General features: G+C 71.5%; 15 protein-coding genes and 2 pseudogenes. 7 read left to right on the forward strand and 10 right to left on the reverse strand.

Annotated elements, in window-relative coordinates:
* Window positions 1–744 (forward strand): annotated as a pseudogene (locus OZN99_RS11455) (hypothetical protein); the annotation flags it as partial.
* Between the two features lie 152 nt (window positions 745–896).
* Window positions 897–1700: a class I SAM-dependent methyltransferase gene (locus tag OZN99_RS11460; protein ID WP_270935351.1), complete on the forward strand. Its 804-nt coding sequence runs from the start codon at window positions 897–899 to the stop codon at window positions 1698–1700.
* Between the two features lie 58 nt (window positions 1701–1758).
* Here OZN99_RS11460 and OZN99_RS11465 read toward each other — a convergent pair whose 3' ends face one another.
* Genes OZN99_RS11465 through OZN99_RS11490 form a run of 6 tightly spaced genes read right to left on the reverse strand, consistent with a single transcriptional unit; the run spans window position 1759 to window position 7958 of the window.
* Entirely contained in the window at window positions 1759–2355 is a 597-nt protein-coding gene (locus OZN99_RS11465) for a hypothetical protein (protein ID WP_270935352.1), read from the reverse strand.
* Between the two features lie 34 nt (window positions 2356–2389).
* A complete protein-coding gene (locus OZN99_RS11470) occupies window positions 2390–3430 on the reverse strand; it encodes an ABC transporter ATP-binding protein (RefSeq protein WP_270935353.1) in 1041 nt (346 codons plus the stop codon).
* The gene (locus OZN99_RS11475) at window positions 3427–4443 is read right to left on the reverse strand and encodes an ABC transporter ATP-binding protein (protein WP_270935354.1); all 1017 of its coding nucleotides are present in this window, start codon (window positions 4441–4443) and stop codon (window positions 3427–3429) included. Before OZN99_RS11475 ends, OZN99_RS11470 begins: the two co-directional genes overlap by 4 nt.
* A gap of 5 nt (window positions 4444–4448) precedes the next feature.
* Window positions 4449–5372, reverse strand: coding sequence for an ABC transporter permease (locus OZN99_RS11480; protein WP_270935355.1), 924 nt, complete (start codon window positions 5370–5372; stop codon window positions 4449–4451).
* 1 nt (window position 5373) lies between these two features.
* Complete coding sequence (locus OZN99_RS11485) at window positions 5374–6345, reverse strand: ABC transporter permease (protein ID WP_270935356.1); 972 nt, start codon at window positions 6343–6345, stop codon at window positions 5374–5376.
* Window positions 6345–7958, reverse strand: a complete 1614-nt coding sequence (locus OZN99_RS11490; protein ID WP_270935357.1) for an ABC transporter substrate-binding protein — start codon at window positions 7956–7958, stop codon at window positions 6345–6347. The genes OZN99_RS11485 and OZN99_RS11490 overlap by 1 nt, the downstream gene beginning before the upstream one ends.
* 106 nt (window positions 7959–8064) lie before the next feature.
* Between OZN99_RS11490 and OZN99_RS11495 the strand changes: the two genes are divergently transcribed.
* Both OZN99_RS11495 and OZN99_RS11500 read left to right on the forward strand, forming a co-directional pair.
* On the forward strand, window positions 8065–9657 hold the full coding sequence (locus tag OZN99_RS11495; RefSeq protein WP_270935358.1) for an ABC transporter substrate-binding protein: 1593 nt from the start codon (window positions 8065–8067) through the stop codon (window positions 9655–9657).
* Between the two features lie 132 nt (window positions 9658–9789).
* A complete protein-coding gene (locus OZN99_RS11500; RefSeq protein ID WP_270935359.1) occupies window positions 9790–11352 on the forward strand; it encodes an ABC transporter substrate-binding protein in 1563 nt (520 codons plus the stop codon).
* Window positions 11353–11372: 20 nt separating this feature from the next.
* Here OZN99_RS11500 and OZN99_RS11505 read toward each other — a convergent pair whose 3' ends face one another.
* Complete coding sequence (locus tag OZN99_RS11505; protein WP_270935360.1) at window positions 11373–11837, reverse strand: Lrp/AsnC family transcriptional regulator; 465 nt, start codon at window positions 11835–11837, stop codon at window positions 11373–11375.
* 195 nt (window positions 11838–12032) lie between these two features.
* Here OZN99_RS11505 and OZN99_RS11510 point away from each other — a divergent pair, with 195 nt between their 5' ends.
* Entirely contained in the window at window positions 12033–12230 is a 198-nt protein-coding gene (locus OZN99_RS11510) for a hypothetical protein (protein ID WP_270935361.1), read from the forward strand.
* Window positions 12231–12297: 67 nt separating this feature from the next.
* Here OZN99_RS11510 and OZN99_RS11515 read toward each other — a convergent pair whose 3' ends face one another.
* From OZN99_RS11515 to thiS, 3 genes are all read right to left on the reverse strand, one after another.
* Window positions 12298–13428 carry a type III PLP-dependent enzyme gene (locus OZN99_RS11515; protein WP_270935362.1) on the reverse strand — a complete coding sequence of 377 codons (1131 nt, stop codon included), beginning with the start codon at window positions 13426–13428 and terminating at the stop codon, window positions 12298–12300.
* A gap of 428 nt (window positions 13429–13856) precedes the next feature.
* On the reverse strand, window positions 13857–14651 hold the full coding sequence (locus OZN99_RS11520; RefSeq protein WP_333779732.1) for a thiazole synthase: 795 nt from the start codon (window positions 14649–14651) through the stop codon (window positions 13857–13859).
* 19 nt (window positions 14652–14670) lie between these two features.
* On the reverse strand, window positions 14671–14895 hold the full coding sequence (gene thiS, locus OZN99_RS33440; protein ID WP_333779733.1) for a sulfur carrier protein ThiS: 225 nt from the start codon (window positions 14893–14895) through the stop codon (window positions 14671–14673).
* 126 nt (window positions 14896–15021) lie between these two features.
* Between thiS and aroQ the strand changes: the two genes are divergently transcribed.
* Together aroQ and OZN99_RS11530 are read left to right on the forward strand one after the other, a co-directional pair.
* Entirely contained in the window at window positions 15022–15477 is a 456-nt protein-coding gene (aroQ, locus tag OZN99_RS11525; RefSeq protein WP_270935363.1) for a type II 3-dehydroquinate dehydratase, read from the forward strand.
* Window positions 15477–15698 (forward strand): annotated as a pseudogene (locus tag OZN99_RS11530) (acetyl-CoA carboxylase biotin carboxyl carrier protein); the annotation flags it as partial. The gene aroQ and the pseudogene OZN99_RS11530, both read left to right, overlap by 1 nt.

Raw genomic sequence — 15698 nt, forward strand, 5'->3', positions numbered from 1 at the left:
GCGGCGCTGCCCGGCCAGGCCGCGGCGCAGGGCGCGAAATCGGGTGGCGGCGGCGTGCCGGATCGCGGTGGCGCCAAGGGTGGCAGCGCCCCGCCGCCGGCGCGCAGCGGCCTGACCGACACCGATCCGTCCGACGAACCCGGCAACGGCCGCACGGGCAACCAACGCCCCCCGCAGGCGCAGGGGCCGAGCGATTCCGATCCCTCCGACCCGCCGGGCCAGGGGCGCGGCGGCAATCGGGGCCCGCAGACCGGGCTGAACGATTCCGATCCCAGCGACCCGCCCGGCCAGGGCCGCGGCGGCAATCGCGGGCCGCAGACCGGCCAGAGCGATTCCGACCCCTCCGATCCGCCGGGCCAGGGGCGCGGCGGCAATCGCGGCCCGCAGACCGGACTGAACGACTCCGACCCCTCGGATCCGCCAGGCCAGGGGCGCGGCGGCAACCGCGGGCCGCAGACCGGTCAGAGCGATTCCGACCCCTCCGACCCGCCCGGCCAGGGCCGCGGCGGCAATCGCGGGCCGCAGACCGGGCTGAACGATTCCGACCCCTCGGATCCGCCCGGCCAGGGCCGCGGCGGCAATCGCGGGCCGCAGACCGGGCAGAGCGATTCCGACCCCTCCGACCCGCCGGGCCGGGGCCGTGGCGGCAACCGGCCGCAGCAGCCCGCCGGCCCGACCGACCAGGATCCGTCGGACCCACCCGGACGTGGCCGTGGTCGCGGGCCGGAACTGAAATCGACCTGATCGGTCGGGCCGCTGACGGCGGCGCCACCCCGGGACGCGCTCGCGGTGCGCTCGTCACGCGCGCGGCACTGACCGGGCCGGCCTGTCGATTCCGTGCGACGACCTCTGCCCGCGTCCGGTATACAATCCGGCGCAGGTGCAGAGGCGGGGCCATGAGCGAACTCGCGTTCGGTGGCGCGGCTGCAGCCGGCTATGACAGGGCCGTCGGGCACTCGACGGCGCAATCCGTGCCGATGTTGATGCAGGCGGCCCGCCTCGCTCCCGGCCAGCGGGTGCTCGACATCGCCACGGGGACCGGCGTTGCTGCCGAGGCCGCCGCTGCCGTGGTCGGCCCGTCCGGCGGCATCGTCGCGGCGGACCTCTCGGCCGACATGATCGAGCAGGCGCGGCACCGCCTCGCCGGGCTGCCGAATGTCTCCGTGGCGATCGAGGACGGCCAGGCCCTCTCCTTCGCGGATTGCAGCTTCGATGCGGTGCTCTGCAGCATGGGGCTGATGTACTTCCCCGATCCGGCGCGTGGCCTGGCCGAGTTCCATCGCGTGCTGCGGCATGGCGGCAGCGCCGCCGTCTCGGTCAACACCACGCCGGAACGCTCGAACGTCCAGCGGATCAACCTTGCTATCGGCCGCCACGTGCCCGCACTGGCCGAGGCAGCTGCCCGGTTGTTCGCCCTCGGCGACGCGGCGCGGCTTCGCATGCTGTTCGAGGAGGCGGGTTTCCAGGACGTGGAGTTCGCCACCCACACCAAGCGCCTCGCCTTCCCGTCGTTCGACGCCTATTTCGAGCCCGTCGAGCGGGGCGGCGGCGCCACGGGGCAGGCCTACATGAGCCTGCCCGAGCCGGTGCGCCGCACGGTGCGCGAGGATGTCCGGCGCGAACTCGGCGACACAGGTGGCCCGCTGGACATCGACGTCGAGATCGGCGTTGCGAGCGGGCGCCGCCGGACCGGCGCCTGATGCGAATGCAGGACTGCGGCGACAGAGCTGTTCGGGGTCGTGGTCCGGCGGATCGACGTCACACCAGCAGGATTCCGCGCCCGGCGAAGAAGCGGTCGAAGTCGCGTGGGGCCAGGCGCGCATCCACGCGCGATGCGGGCGTGTCGCCGGATGGGTTGTGGAAGCGCAGCGCGCCGTCCGCGGCGACGCCGAAGACCAGCACGAGATGTCCGCCGCGCGCGGGCGGATCGCGGTCCGGCCAGCGGATCGCGCCATGGACGGAGGCGATGAACAGCGCACCCGGCGCCAGCAGCGCCGGGATGTCCTCCGCGGCGAGGTCCAGCACGATGCGGGCGGGAATGCCCTGCGCGGCCAGCCAGTCCACGGCGCCGGCATAGACCAGGCCGCGTATGCCGCCATCGGGCTGCTCGACATAGCCGCCGCGCGCCTGCACGCCGCGGCGTACGGCATGGATCGGCAGGATGTCGCGGCCGCGCGCGCCGAGCGCCATCTGCAGGCAGGCGCAGCCGCAGAGATGCGAGGCCCAGCGCGCGTATTCCGCGAGGTGCTCGGCGCCGGAGGCGCGCCACAGCGGGTCCGTGGCGGCGTCGCGGCCGGCGAGGAACTCCGCCACGAGATCGGCGGATTCCCACTGGGCGCGATAGGGCGGCGTCATCGCACGCCCGTCGCTGCGCGGCGGCGACCGGGCCTCAGGCCGCGTCGTTCAGGTGGCACGCGCTGCGGTGGCCGGCGGAGACGTCCTTCAGCTTCGGCACCTCCACCCGGCAGCGGTCGAAGGCCAGCGGGCAGCGCGGGTGGAAGTGGCAGCCGGAGGGCGGGTTCAGCGGCGAGGGGATCTCGCCCTTCACCACGGCGAAGGCGCGCTTGCGGTTCTCGATCCGCGGCACGCTGTCCAGCAGGCTGCGCGTGTAGGGGTGGTTGGCGCGGCGGAAGATGGTCTCGGTCGGCGCTTCCTCGACCACGCGGCCGAGATACATGATCACCACGCGGTCGCTGAGATGCTCCACCACGCCGAGGTCGTGGCTGATGAAGAGGTAGGTCAGGTCCAGCTCGCGCCGCAGCCGCATGAACAGGTTCAGGATCTGCGCCTGGATCGAGACGTCGAGGGCGGCCACCGCCTCGTCGCAGACGATGAATTCGGGCTGCACCGCCAGCGCGCGCGCGATGCCGATGCGCTGGCGCTGGCCGCCGGAGAACTGGTGCGGGTAGCGGCGCTTGAAGTTCGGGTCGAGGCCCGCGCGCCGCATCTGCTCGTCCACGTAGTCGTCGAAGTCGCCGCGCCGCACCAGGCCGTGCACCAGCGGCGCCTCGCCCACGATGTCGGCCACGCGCATGCGCGGGTTCAGCGAGGCGTAGGGATCCTGGAAGATCATCTGCCGCTTCAGCTTGGCGTTGCGCGCCGCCTCCCCCGGCAGGCTCTCGACGTCCTGGCCGTTCCAGAAGACGTGCCCGTCGGATTGCGGCAGGATGCCCGCGACGATGCGGCCGAGGGTGGATTTGCCGCAGCCGCTCTCGCCGACCAGGCCGACCACCTCGCCCTTGCGGACGCGGAGATCCACCTTGTCCACCGCGTGGACGATCTCCTCCTTCACGTCCACGCCGAGCCGGCGGGCGAGCTTGGCGGCGATGTCCAACTTCTTGGAGAAGCGGCGGCTGACGCCCTTCAGCTCCACCATCGGCGTCTCCGCCTCGGTGAAGCTGCGCGGGGCGAATTCCATCGCGTCGCTCATGCCACCTGCTCCACATTCTCGAGATGCGGGTGGTGGCAGCGGGCGAGCCTGTCGGGCCGCCAGGGATGCAGCTCCGGCATCTCCACGCAATCGGCGGCGGCGCGCGGGCAGCGCGCGCGGAAGGCGCAGCCCGGCGCGAGGCTGAGCAGCGAGGGCGTCATGCCGGGGATCTGGCGCAGCGGCTCGCCGCGGCGGTTGCGCGAGGGGACGCTGCCGATCAGGCCGTGGGTGTAGGGATGCAGCGGCTTGTCCAGCACCTCACCCACGTCGCCATGCTCGACGATCTTGCCGGCGTACATCACGGCGATGTCGTCGGCGAGGCCGGCGACCACGGAGAGGTCGTGGGTGATCCAGATCAACGAGGTGCCGGTGGTGGCGGCGAGCTTCTGCACCTCCGCCAGGATCTGGCCCTGGATCGTCACGTCGAGCGCCGTGGTCGGCTCGTCGGCCACGATCAGGTCGGGGCGGTGCAGCAGCGCGATGGCGATGGCGACGCGCTGGCGCATGCCGCCGGAGAACTGGTGCGGATAGGACTTCAGCCGCTCCTCCGGGGAGGGGATGCCGACCATGCCGAGCGCGTCGCGGGCGCGGCGGCGGGCCTCCTCCTCCGGCACCTTCTCATGCGCCAGCACCGTCTCGATCATCTGCGTGTCCACGCGCAGGACCGGATTGAGCGTCATCATCGGGTCCTGGAAGATCATCGCGATCCGGTTGCCCCGGAGCTTCCGCATCTCCTCGTCGGAGAGCTTCGCGAGGTCCTGGCCCTTGAACAGGATCTGGCCGGAAACGACGCGGCCGGGCGGATCGACCAGGCCCATGACGGAGAAGCCGGTGACCGACTTGCCCGAGCCGGATTCGCCGACCAGCCCCAGCACCTTGCCGCGGCCCACGGTGAAGGATACGTCGTCCACCGCCTTCACCACGCCGGCGCGGGTGAAGAAGTGGGTGCGGAGGTTGCGCACCTCGAGGGTGGGCGCGCCTTGCGGCGCGGCGGGGGTCGGGGCGTCGGCCACGCGCGCTACTTCTTCAGCCTGGGGTTCAGGACGTCGCGCAGGTGGTCGCCGACCAGGTTGATGGCGACGATGGTGATCAGCAGCGCGATGCCCGGGTAGAAGCTGATCCAGTACTTCCCGCTGAGCATGTACTCGTAGCCGTTGGCGATCAGCAGGCCGAGCGAGGGTTCCGTGATGGGCACGCCGAGGCCGAGGAAGGACAGCGTCGCCTCCAGCGCGATGGCGCGCGCCACCTGCATCGTGCCGATGACGATCAGCGGCGGCAGGCAGTTCGGCAGCAGGTGGCGGAACAGGATGCGATGGGTCGGCAGCGCCAGGCACTGCGCGGCCTCGATGTATTCGCGCCGGCGCTCCACCAGCGCGGTGCCGCGCACGGTGCGCGCGTAGTAGGCCCACTCGACCACGACGATGGCGATGACGACGTTCATCACCGACTTGCCCAGGAAGGCGAGGATCATCAGCGCGACGAGGATGGCGGGGAAGGACAGCTGCAGGTCCACCACGCGCATGATCGCGCTGTCCGTCTTGCCGCCGGCATAGGCCGCCAGCAGGCCAAGCGACGCGCCGACTATGCAGGCCAGCAGCGCCGAACCCGCGCCGACGGTGAGGGAGATGCGCAACCCGTACATGATGCCGGACAGCATGTCGCGACCCTGGTCGTCGGTGCCGAGCCAATAGGTGATGCTGCCGTCGCCGGACTTGCTGCCCGGCTCCAGCCGTCCGTCCATGATGTCCAGCACGGCAAGGTCGTAGGGATCCTGCGGCGCGATCCAGGGCGCCAGGATCGCCACGAGCGCGATGACGGTGAACACCGCGAGGCCGAGCAGTGCCAGCTTGCTCTCGCAGAACTCCGAGACGAAGCGCTGGAACGGCGTCTCGACGCGGTCCTTCGCGGGCGCCGCCGGCGCGGTCTGGAGCGCGACGCTCATGTCACTTGCCCTCCAGCCGGACGCGCGGATCGAGCACGGAGTAGGTCAGGTCCACGATCAGGTTGATGGTGATGAACATCAGCACGATGATCATGAGGTAGGCGACGATCACCGGACGGTCGAGCACGTTGATGCTGTCGATGATCAGCTTGCCCATGCCAGGCCAGGCGAAGATGCTCTCCGTCACCACGCTGAAGGCGATGGTGGAGCCGAACTCCAGCCCCGTGACGGTGACGACGGGGATCAGGATGTTCTTGAAGACGTGCACGAAGGTGACGCGGAAGGGGCTGAGGCCCTTGGCGCGGGCAAACTTCACGTAGTCCATCAGCATCGTCTCGCGCACGCCGGCGCGGGTCAGGCGGATCACCAGGCTGATCTTGAACAGCGCGAGGTTCAGCGCCGGCATCACCAGGTGGGCCAGCCCGTCCGCGGTCAGGAAGGACCACCGCATGCCCAGGATCTCCACCGTGTCGCCCCGGCCGGTGGAAGGCAGCCAGCCGAGCTGCACGGCGAAGACCATGATGAGCATCAGCCCGACCCAGAAGGTCGGCAGCGAGAAGCCGAGGATCGACCCGGCCATGATCGCCTTCGAGCCCAGGCTGTGCGGCCGCAGGCCGGCGTAGAGGCCGAGCGGCAGGCCGATGACGATGGCGCCGAGGGTCGCCGCGATCGCCAGTTCCAGCGTCGCGGGCATGCGCTGCAGGATCAGCTGCAGCGCGGGTTCGTTGAAGACGAAGCTGCGGCCCAGGTCGCCCTGCAGCGCCTTGCCGAGGAAGATCAGGTATTGCTCCCACAGCGGCAGGTCGAGGCCGAGGGCGCGGATCGCGCGCTCCCGCTCGATCTGGTCCGCGTCGGGGCTGATCAGGATCTCGACCGGGTCGCCGATCGCGAAGACGCCGATGAAGACGATCAGCGACATCGCGAAGACGACGCCGACGGCCTGGATGAGCCGCCGCAGAAGGTAGACGGACATCAGCGCATCGTCGCCGGGCGCACGTCCTGCGCCCGGGTCAGCTCGTCGGCGCGCGCCGTGTGCTGCAGCGTCCGCCGCATGGCCCAGATATTGGTCTGGATGTGCAGCGGGATGATGGCGACATCCTCGGCCGCCATCCGCTGGATGTCCATCAGCATCCGCTCCCGCGTCGGCTCGTCGAGCTCGCGGAGCGAGCGCTCGAGCGCGGCGTCGAAGGCGGGGTTGGCGTAGCGGCCCCGGTTGGAGGCGCCCCAGCCGCGCTCCCGGCTCGGGCTGGCGATGATGTTGCGCATCGGGTGGCTGGCATCGGGATCGGAGCCCCAGCCGATGAGGTGCGCGGAGTATTCGGCGCGGCTCGCGCGGCCGATGAAGGTGGCCCAGGTCTGCGCCTCCACCGCCGTGCGCACGCCGATGCGCGTCCACATCTGGCCGATCGCCTGCGCGATGCGGGCATCGTTGATGTAGCGGTCGTTCGGCGAGTTGAGCTGGATGCGGAAGCCGTTCGGGTAGCCGGCCTCCGCCAGCAGGCGCCGCGCGCCGTCCGGATCGAACCTGGTCGGCCGCAGATCAGGCACGTGGCTGAAGGTGCCGGGCGGCAGGAACTGCGCGGTGGGCGTCGCCGCACCCTCCATGATGCGCTGGGTGATCGCCTCGCGGTCGATCGCCATGTTCAGCGCCCGGCGCACCCGCACGTCCTTCAGCGGGTTGCGGCCCAGCGGGCGGCCGTCGTTGTCGGTGATGTGCGGGCTGTTCTCGTTCTCGCCGCGGGCGTGATCGAGGCCGAGGAAGATCAGCCGCAGGCCGACCGTCTCGCTGATCGCCAGCCGCTGGTCGCCGCGCAGCCGGGCGAGATCGCTGGTCGGCACCTGGTCAATGAAGTCCAGGTCGCCGGCAAGCAGCGCCGCCGTGCGCGCCGCGTCGTTGGTGACCATCCGGTAGCTGACGCGCTGGAAGGCCGGCGCGTCGCCCCAGTAGGTGTCGTTGCGCTCGAACTCGATCCGGTCGCCGCTGCGGTGCTGCACCACGCGCCAAGGCCCGGTGCCGACCGCCAGCTGGCCGGAGTTGAAGCCCTCGGTGGTCGCGTTCGCATGGGTCTCCGCGTCGATGATCCGCACATTGAACATGTCGAGAGGCAGCAGCGGGTACGGCGCGGCGGTGTGGAAGCGGATGGTCAGCGGATCGACGATCTCGACGCGCTGGATCGAGCGGGCGTAGATCGCGAAGGAGGAGGGCGAGTTCGGCACGTTCGGCAGGCGCTGCAGCGTGAAGGCGACGTCCTCGGCCGTGAAGGCGCTGCCGTTGTGGAAGCGCACGCCGGCCCGCAGCTTGAACTCCCACACCGTGGGCGCGACGGCGCGCCACTCGGTGGCCAGTCCCGGCTGCAGCCGCGCCTGTCCGTCAGTGTGGGTCAGCTTTTCGAAGATCATGTCGGCCACCGCGTTGTTCGGTGACAACTGGTGGTAGTGCGGATCGAGGGAGGTGACCGGCGCGCCGACGCCCATCGTCAGGGTCTGCGCGGCGGCACCCTGCGGCGCAGGGCCGATGGCCAGCGCCCACGCCGAAACGACCGCCCCAAGGGTCACGCCCTTGGCAGCACGGATGCCCTTGCGCATCGCTTTCCCTCCGGTCCCATCAGCCCCCGTATCGTGTCCTGTAGCAGTCCAACGCAGGCGAGGCTAGTTTGCACGGCTTCGCAGCGAAACCGGGAGACGTCCACGAATGTTCCTGTCCCGCCCCGCCCGCCGGGCCCTGCTGGCAGCCCCTCTGGCGATCCCTCTGGCGGCCTCGCTGCCGGCCGCGGCGCTGGCGCAGAACCTCACCATCGGCATCGGCGGGTCGCCCACCTCGCTCGACCCGCATTTCTACAACGCCTCGCCCAACATCAGCCTGACCATGCACCTCTTCGACCGGCTGGTGGAGCAGGACGCCCAGGCGCGCATCCAGCCCTCGCTGGCGGAAAGCTGGCGGGCGCTGTCGGACACGGTGTGGGAGTTCAAGCTGCGCGCCGGCGTGAAGTGGCACGACGGCCGCGACTTCACGGCCGACGACGTCGCCTTCACGATCGAGCGCGTGCCGAACGTGCAGAACAGCCCGGGCAGCTTCGCCGGCTTCGTGCGGGCCATCCAGCGCGTCGAGATCGTCGATCCGCTCACCATCCGCTTCCACACCGCCGCGCCGCACCCGCTGCTGCCGACCGAACTGGCCTCGATCCAGCTGATCTCCCGCCATGTCGGCCAGGGCGCCAACACCGAGGACTACAATGCCGGCCGCGCCGCGATCGGCACCGGGCCCTACCGCCTGGTCTCCTACCGCTCCGGCGACCGCACGGAGTTCCAGCGCAACGACGCCTACTGGAAGGGCGCGGAGCCCTGGCAGCGCGTCTCCTACCGGTTCATGCCCAACGACGCCTCCCGCACGGCCGCGCTGCTGGCGCGCGACGTGGACCTGATCGACCAGGTGCCGTCCAACGACCTGGCGCGGCTGCGGCAGAACCCGAACATCACCGTCTCGGAGATCCAGGGCCTGCGGGTGATCTACCTGATCCCCGACTACTCCCGTACCGAGAACCCGGTCTTCGTCAGCGACAACGACGGCCGCCCGCTGCCGCGCAACCCGTTCCAGGACGCGCGCGTCCGCCGCGCGCTGTCCATCGCGATCGACCGCGACGCGCTGTCGGACCGCGTGATGGAGGGCACGGCGAAGCCGACCGCGCAGTGGCTGCCGCCCGGCTCCTTCTCCTACAACCCGGAGGTGCAGGTGCCGCGGCCGGACCCGGATGGCGCGCGCCGCCTGCTGGCGGAGGCCGGGTTCCCGAACGGCTTCCGCATGACGCTGACCACGCCGAACGACCGCTACCCCAACGACGCGCGCACCGCGCAGGCAGTCGCGCAGATGTGGTCGCGCATCGGCGTGCGCACCGCGGTGGAGGCGCTGCCCTGGGCCAGCTACTCCACCCGCGCCTCGCGGCAGGAGTTCAACATGCGCCTGGTGGGCTGGGGCAGCGTGACCGGCGAGGCGAGCTACATGCTCGTCAACATCTTCGGTACCTTCGACCGGGAACGGCGGCGCGGCGGGTCGAACAACTCCCGCCACTCCAACCCGGCACTCGACGCGCTGACCGAGCGCGCCGCCGCCACGCTGGACGACGCGCGCCGCGAGCAGATGCTGCGCGAGGCGGTGGCGATGGTGGACCGCGAGACGGCGATGATCCCCCTCTACCAGCTCGTGAACTTCTGGGCGACGCGGCGCGGCGTCACCTATGAGGCACGCATGGACGAGCGCACCACGGCCATGGGCGCCAGGCCGAACTAGAGGCCCTCGGACGGCGGGCGCGCGCTCCGCGCGCTTGCCTTGCGCGCCGGCGCACTGATACGCCGGCGGGACTGTCGGTCTGCGCGCGGGGCCGCTTTGCGGCCCCAGGCGCCTGGCAAAGGGAGCAGCCGGATGCGTCGACCCGTCTTTGCCATTCTGCTCGCTTTGGCCGCCACCCCGGCCCTGGGCCAGACGCTGACCATCGCGACGGGCGGCGCCATCACCTCGCTCGACCCGCACTTCTTCAACGCCGCGCCCAACAACGCCATCGCGGAGCACGTCTTCGGCCGCCTGGTGGACCGCGACGAGCGCGCGCGCATCCGCCCGCAACTGGCGGAGTCCTGGCGCCTGCTGTCGGACACGGAATGGGAGTTCACGCTGCGCCGCGACGTGACCTGGCACGACGGCCGGCCCTTCACGGCGGACGACGTGCTGTTCACGCTGGAACGCGCGCCCAACGTGCCGAACAGCCCGGGCGGCTTCGGCGCCACGCTGCGCAGCGTGAAGGCCGCCGCGGCGGTGGACCCGTACACGCTGCGCATCGTCACGCACTGGCCGAACCCGGTCCTCCTGACCGAGCTGGCCAGCGTCTTCGTCATCTCCCGCCATGCCGGCACCGGCGCCGCCACGGAGGACTACAATGCCGGGCGCGCCGCGATCGGCACCGGCCCGTTCCGCGTGGCGTCCCACCGCCAGGGCGACCGGACGGAGCTCGCCCGCTTCGACGCTTACGCCGGGGAGCGCCCGAACTGGGCGCGCGTCTCCTACCGCTTCGTCGCGGCCGATCCCGCGCGCACCGCGGCCCTGCTGGCAGGCGACGTGGACATCATCGACCAGGTGGCGCCGAACGACCTGCCGCGGCTGGCGCGCGACCCGCGCGTGGTCGTCTCGCGCATCGCCTCGCTGCGGCTGGCGCATATGGGGCCGGACTTCTCACGCAGCGGCCCGCTGCCGCTGGTGACGGACAATGCGGGCCAGCCCCTGCCGTCGAACCCCTTCCTGGATCTGCGGGTGCGCCGGGCGCTGAACATGGCGATCAACCGCGACGCGCTGGCGGAACACGCGATGGACGGGCTGGCCACGCCCGCCGGGCAATGGATGCCCGCCGGCGCCTTCGGCCACGACCCGGCGACGCCCGCACCCGCCTTCGACCCCGAGGGCGCGCGCCGCCTGCTGGCGGAGGCCGGCTTCCCGAACGGCTTCCGCATGACGCTGCACACCATGAACGACCGGTTCCCGAACGATGCCCGGCTGTCCCAGGCGGTGGCGCAGATGTGGAGCCGGGTCGGCGTGCAGACCGCGGTGGTGGCGATGCCCTGGGCGACCTATTCGGCGCGGGCGGCGCGGCAGGACTTCTCCATGTCGCTCGGCAGCTGGGGCAGCACCACCGGGGAGGGCCTGTCCTTCGCCAAGTCGGTGCTGGCGACCTTCGACCGGGAGCGGCGGACCGGCAGTTCGAACCAGCGCCGCTTCTCCGCGCCCGCCTTCGACTCGCTGCTGGCGGAGGCCGAGACCATCATGGACGACGAGCGGCGCGAGGCGGCGCTCCGCGGCCTGGTGCGCTGGTCGGCGGAGAACGTGCCGATGTTCCCGCTGGTGCACCTGACGAATGTCTGGGCGCTGCGCCGCGGCCTGGAGCACGCGCCGCGGATGGACGAACGCACGCTGGCGATGGGCGTGCGGCCGGCGCGGTAGAAGTCGCGCCCGCGCGCGCGCTACTCCTCCACCGCCGGCGCCACCGGCAGGATCGCCGTCTCCTTCGGGCTGGCCAGCGCCAGGATCGTCTCGGTGCGTTCCACGCCCGGCAGGCCGCGCACCTCCTCCGAGACGAAGCTCTCCAGCGCGGCGATGTCGGGCAGGCGCAGCTTCACCAGGTAGCACCATGGGCCGGTGACGGTGTGGCACTCCAGCACCGCTTCCTGCCGCTTCATCGCCTTCAGGAAGGCGGCGTCGTCGCGGCCCGGACGCATGGCGACGAAGACGAAGGCGAGGAGCGGGCAGCCGGCGGCGACGGGATCCAGCTCGATCCGCCAGCCGCGGATCACGCCGCGCTCCTCCAGGCGCTTCACGCGCTCCGCCGTGGCGGACACCGACAGGCCGGCCGCCTTGGACAGCTCGGCGAGGCCCGCGGCGCTGTCCTGCTGCAGGGCGAGGATGAGGTTGCGGTCGATCTCGTCCATGGCGATGCGCAGCTTAGCGCCGGAAAAGCAACGGCGCCAAGCGCCATCAACCGGAAAAAGCGGGAGGACTCGCGCCGGGCAGGCCCGCGCGCGCCACAGACGAAACACGAATCCGGCCGGCGCAGCACAACGGCGAAACCGGGCCTCGGCATAACGGCCTTGCGGCAACGCGATCCGGCGAGGGAGCGCCCGGCGATGGGCACGACACGGCAGAACGGCGAGGACGGCTTCGACAGGCGGCGTCAGGCGGCGCGCGATGCGCATGTCCCGGCGTCGCTCTGGGCGCGACATGTCGGCGTGTGGCTCGCGGCGCTGCGCTACCGGCCGGAGCGGCACTACATGCGCGGCACGCGGGCGGAAGGTGCCGCGGCGGCGCAGGGCGGCCAGGCGTAGGTCCGGCCCGTCGGGCCGCCGGCGCCATGATCCCCCTCCCCCGGCGGCGCGGGGGAGGGAGACCCGCTCAGATGTAGTGCTCGGCCAGCGGGCGGAAGCCGTTGAAGGACTGGCTGGCATAGGTGGTCACATAGGCCCCCGTCGCCATCAGCTGCACCCGGTCCCCGTCCGCCAGCGCCAGCGGCAGGCGGTAGTTGGACTTCTCGTAGAGCGTGTCCGTGCTGTCGCAGGTCGGGCCGGCGATGGTCACCGGGCCGTCCGCCAGCCCGTCATGCGGGGTGCGGATGGCGTAGCGGATCGCCTCGCCCTCCGTCTCCGCAAGCCCGCCGAAGCGGCCGATGTCGAGATAGACCCAGCGGACCGGATCCTCCTCGCCCTTGCGGGAGACGAGCACGACCTCGCTCTCCACCACGCCGGCATCGCCGACGATGAAGCGGCCGGGCTCGATGACCATCTCCGGCAGGGCGTTGCCGAAATGCTCGGCCATCGCGCCCATGATGGCGGCGCCGAAATCGTCGATGCCCGGCACCTCCTGCCGGTAGCGCACGGGATAGCCGCCGCCCAGGTTCACCATGCGCAGCGTCACGCCGGCGTCGCGCAGGTCGCTGAAGATCATCGCGACCTGGCCGATCGCCGCCTGGTAGGCGTCGGTGCGGGTCTGCTGGGAGCCGACGTGGAAGGAGATGCCGTAGGGGTCGAGCCCCCACTCGCCGGCCTTGCGCATCAGGTCCACGGCCATCTTCGCCTCGCAGCCGAACTTCCGGCTGAGCGGCCATTCGGCGCCCTTGTTCTCCACCAGGATGCGGCAATAGACGCGCGCGCCGGGGGCGGAGCGGGCGAGCTTGCGCAGTTCCGGCTCGCTGTCGAAGGCGAACATCGTCACGCCGCGCGCGAAGGCGGCCTTGATGTCGCTCTCCTTCTTCACCGTGTTGCCGTAGGAGATCCGCGCGGGATCCGCGCCGACGGCCAGGCACGCCTCGATCTCCGCGAAGGAGGCCGCGTCGAAGGACGAACCCAGGCCGGTCAGGCGCTGCAGGATCGGCGTGGCCGGGTTCGCCTTCACGGCGTAGTAGACGCGCGCGAGCGGCATGGCGGCGAGCAGGCGGCGATAATTCGCCTCCACGGTATCGACGTCGAGCACGAGGCACGGGGTCGCCGGCTCATGCGCACGCAGGAAGGCAGCGATCTTCGGGTTCATCGCGCCCCACTCCCCTTCGGACAGCGGAGGCCGCCTGATCCAGGCGGCGGCCCCAGAGTTGACGAAACGGTCCAACGAACCAGCGACAAATGACCCCGCCGATCGCCCTTTCGGGCCACCGCCGGGGTGCCGGAACGCTTGACGTCGTTGCGTAAACCTTGCGCCGCGGTGACCCGGTATTGCCGCCTTTGTGGCGGGTGGGGTTCCGTGGGCCTGGGGCCAGAGGCACGTGCGTACTGCGTCTGACCGCGCATCTAGAGCCCCCGTCCCCGGGGGACAAGGGAAAAAGCGGCTCCAGGGACAGATTTTTTCCCGACCTATGTAGAAGGCGCCGGAAAGGCGCCCGGAAGGGCGGGCAAGCGCCGGCAGGGACTCCTGCCGTCCCCGCCCTCCGCACGCGAATCCGCCGGAGTCGCGGGGCGCACCCCTTACCGGATCAGGCCTCCGACCGGCGAGGACGGGTCGGCCGACGCGCTGCGCGGCATCCTTCCGGCGAGGAAGGCCGCCCGCCCGGCGATCACCGCATGCTTCATCGCGACCGCCATCCGCACGGGGTCGCGCGCATGGGCAATGGCGGAGTTCAGGAGCACCGCGTCGCAGCCCAGTTCCATCGCCAGCGCCGCGTCGGACGCGGTGCCGATCCCCGCATCCACCAGCACCGGCACCTTCGCCTGCGCGATGATGGCGCGGATCATGAAGGGGTTCGCCACGCCCAGCCCGCTGCCGATCGGCGCGCCGAGCGGCATGATGGCGACGCAGCCCATCTCCTCCAGCCGCTTCGCCGCCACCGGGTCGTCGGCGCAGTAGACCATCACCTCGAAGCCGTCCCGGATCAGCGCCTCCGCGGCCTCGAAGGTCGCGGCCATGTCGGGGTAGAGAAAGGGCGGCGGCCCGAGCACCTCGAGCTTCACCAGGTTCCACCCGCCGGCCTCGCGCGCCAGCCGCAGCGTGCGCACGGCGTCCTGCGCGGTGTGGCAGCCCGCGGTATTGGGCAGGTAGGTGTAGCGGTCGGGCGGCACGTAGTCCTGCAGCATCGGCGCCGAGGCGTCGGAGAGGTTCACGCGCCGCACCGCGACGGTGACCATCTCCGCCCCCGACGCCTCGATGGCGCGGGCGGTCTCCTCCAGGTCCTTGTAGCGGCCGGTGCCGACCACCAGGCGGGAGCGGAAGCGGCGGCCGGCGACGGTCCAGCCGTCGTCGGACTGCGGGATGCCATCGTTCATCTCGGCGTCCTCCGGGGCCTCAGCCGCCCCCGATGAAGTGCACGACCTCCAGCCGGTCGCCGGCGGCGAGGCGGGTGGCGGCCCAGGCGGAGCGCGGCACGATCTCCAGGTTGCGCTCCACCGCGACCTTGGGCGCGGCGAGGTTCAGCAGGGCGAGCAGGTCGGCCACCGAAGCGCCGTCGGGCACCTCGCGCGGCTCGCCGTTCACCTCGATGCGGAGCGTGGCGGTGGCGTGCAGGCTCATCGGCCGAACATGGCGAGGGGGCGGGGCGCGGGCAAGCCGGCCAGCGCCGCGCGGGACCGCCGCGCTTGCCCCCCCTCACATGGGCGTGCTAGGCGGCCCGCCCTGTCCCGGAACGGGTCCAACCCCTTGACGCCCCCGCTGATCGCCGTCCTGAACGGCCCCAACCTGAACCTGCTCGGAACGCGCCAGCCGGAGGTGTACGGCCGCGCGACGCTCGACGACGTGGAGGCGCTCTGCGCCGAGACGGCGGAGGCGCTCGGGCTGGCCATCGACTTCCGCCAGACCAACGGCGAGGGCGAGCTGATCACCTGGGTGCAGGAATGCCGCGGGCGCGCGGCGGGCATCATCATCAACCCCGCCGGCTACAGCCACACCTCCATCGCACTGATGGACTCGCTGAAGGCGGTGGACCTGCCGATCGTCGAGGTCCACATCAGCAACATCCACCGCCGGGAGGAATTCCGGCACCTGAGCTATGTCTCCAAGGCCGCGACCGGGGTGATCGCGGGGCTTGGGATCCAGGGCTACGCGCTGGCGCTGCGCGCCATGGCGGAGCTGCTGGCCGAACGAGGAGAGCCCTGATGGCGGGCGTGACCTTCGACGCCGCCGCGATCCGCGAGCTGGCCAAGATCCTGCGCGAGACGGACCTGACCGAGATCGAGCTGGTCGAGAACGACAGCCGGATCCGGGTGGCGCGGCAGATCACCATGCAGGCGGTGGCGCAGGTCGCCGCCCCGGCCGCGGCGGCGCCGGCCGCAGCCGCCCCGGTGGCTGTCGCCGCCGCGCCGGAAGCCGAGGGCCCG

Origin of the sequence: Falsiroseomonas oryzae, assembly GCF_027856955.1 — a bacterium.
Lineage (GTDB): Bacteria > Pseudomonadota > Alphaproteobacteria > Acetobacterales > Acetobacteraceae > Falsiroseomonas > Falsiroseomonas oryzae.

What these genes read in the sequence shown, in the direction of transcription:
- OZN99_RS11460 (WP_270935351.1), top strand. Translation starts at nt 897, where the DNA reads ATGAGCGAACTCGCGTTCGGTGGCGCGGCTGCAGCCGGCTATGACAGG.
- OZN99_RS11465 (WP_270935352.1), bottom strand. Translation starts at nt 2,355, where the DNA reads ATGACGCCGCCCTATCGCGCCCAGTGGGAATCCGCCGATCTCGTGGCG.
- OZN99_RS11470 (WP_270935353.1), bottom strand. Translation starts at nt 3,430, where the DNA reads ATGAGCGACGCGATGGAATTCGCCCCGCGCAGCTTCACCGAGGCGGAG.
- OZN99_RS11480 (WP_270935355.1), bottom strand. Translation starts at nt 5,372, where the DNA reads ATGAGCGTCGCGCTCCAGACCGCGCCGGCGGCGCCCGCGAAGGACCGC.
- OZN99_RS11485 (WP_270935356.1), bottom strand. Translation starts at nt 6,345, where the DNA reads ATGTCCGTCTACCTTCTGCGGCGGCTCATCCAGGCCGTCGGCGTCGTC.
- OZN99_RS11490 (WP_270935357.1), bottom strand. Translation starts at nt 7,958, where the DNA reads ATGCGCAAGGGCATCCGTGCTGCCAAGGGCGTGACCCTTGGGGCGGTC.
- OZN99_RS11495 (WP_270935358.1), top strand. Translation starts at nt 8,065, where the DNA reads ATGTTCCTGTCCCGCCCCGCCCGCCGGGCCCTGCTGGCAGCCCCTCTG.
- OZN99_RS11500 (WP_270935359.1), top strand. Translation starts at nt 9,790, where the DNA reads ATGCGTCGACCCGTCTTTGCCATTCTGCTCGCTTTGGCCGCCACCCCG.
- OZN99_RS11505 (WP_270935360.1), bottom strand. Translation starts at nt 11,837, where the DNA reads ATGGACGAGATCGACCGCAACCTCATCCTCGCCCTGCAGCAGGACAGC.
- OZN99_RS11510 (WP_270935361.1), top strand. Translation starts at nt 12,033, where the DNA reads ATGGGCACGACACGGCAGAACGGCGAGGACGGCTTCGACAGGCGGCGT.
- OZN99_RS11515 (WP_270935362.1), bottom strand. Translation starts at nt 13,428, where the DNA reads ATGAACCCGAAGATCGCTGCCTTCCTGCGTGCGCATGAGCCGGCGACC.
- OZN99_RS11520 (WP_333779732.1), bottom strand. Translation starts at nt 14,651, where the DNA reads ATGAACGATGGCATCCCGCAGTCCGACGACGGCTGGACCGTCGCCGGC.
- thiS (WP_333779733.1), bottom strand. Translation starts at nt 14,895, where the DNA reads ATGAGCCTGCACGCCACCGCCACGCTCCGCATCGAGGTGAACGGCGAG.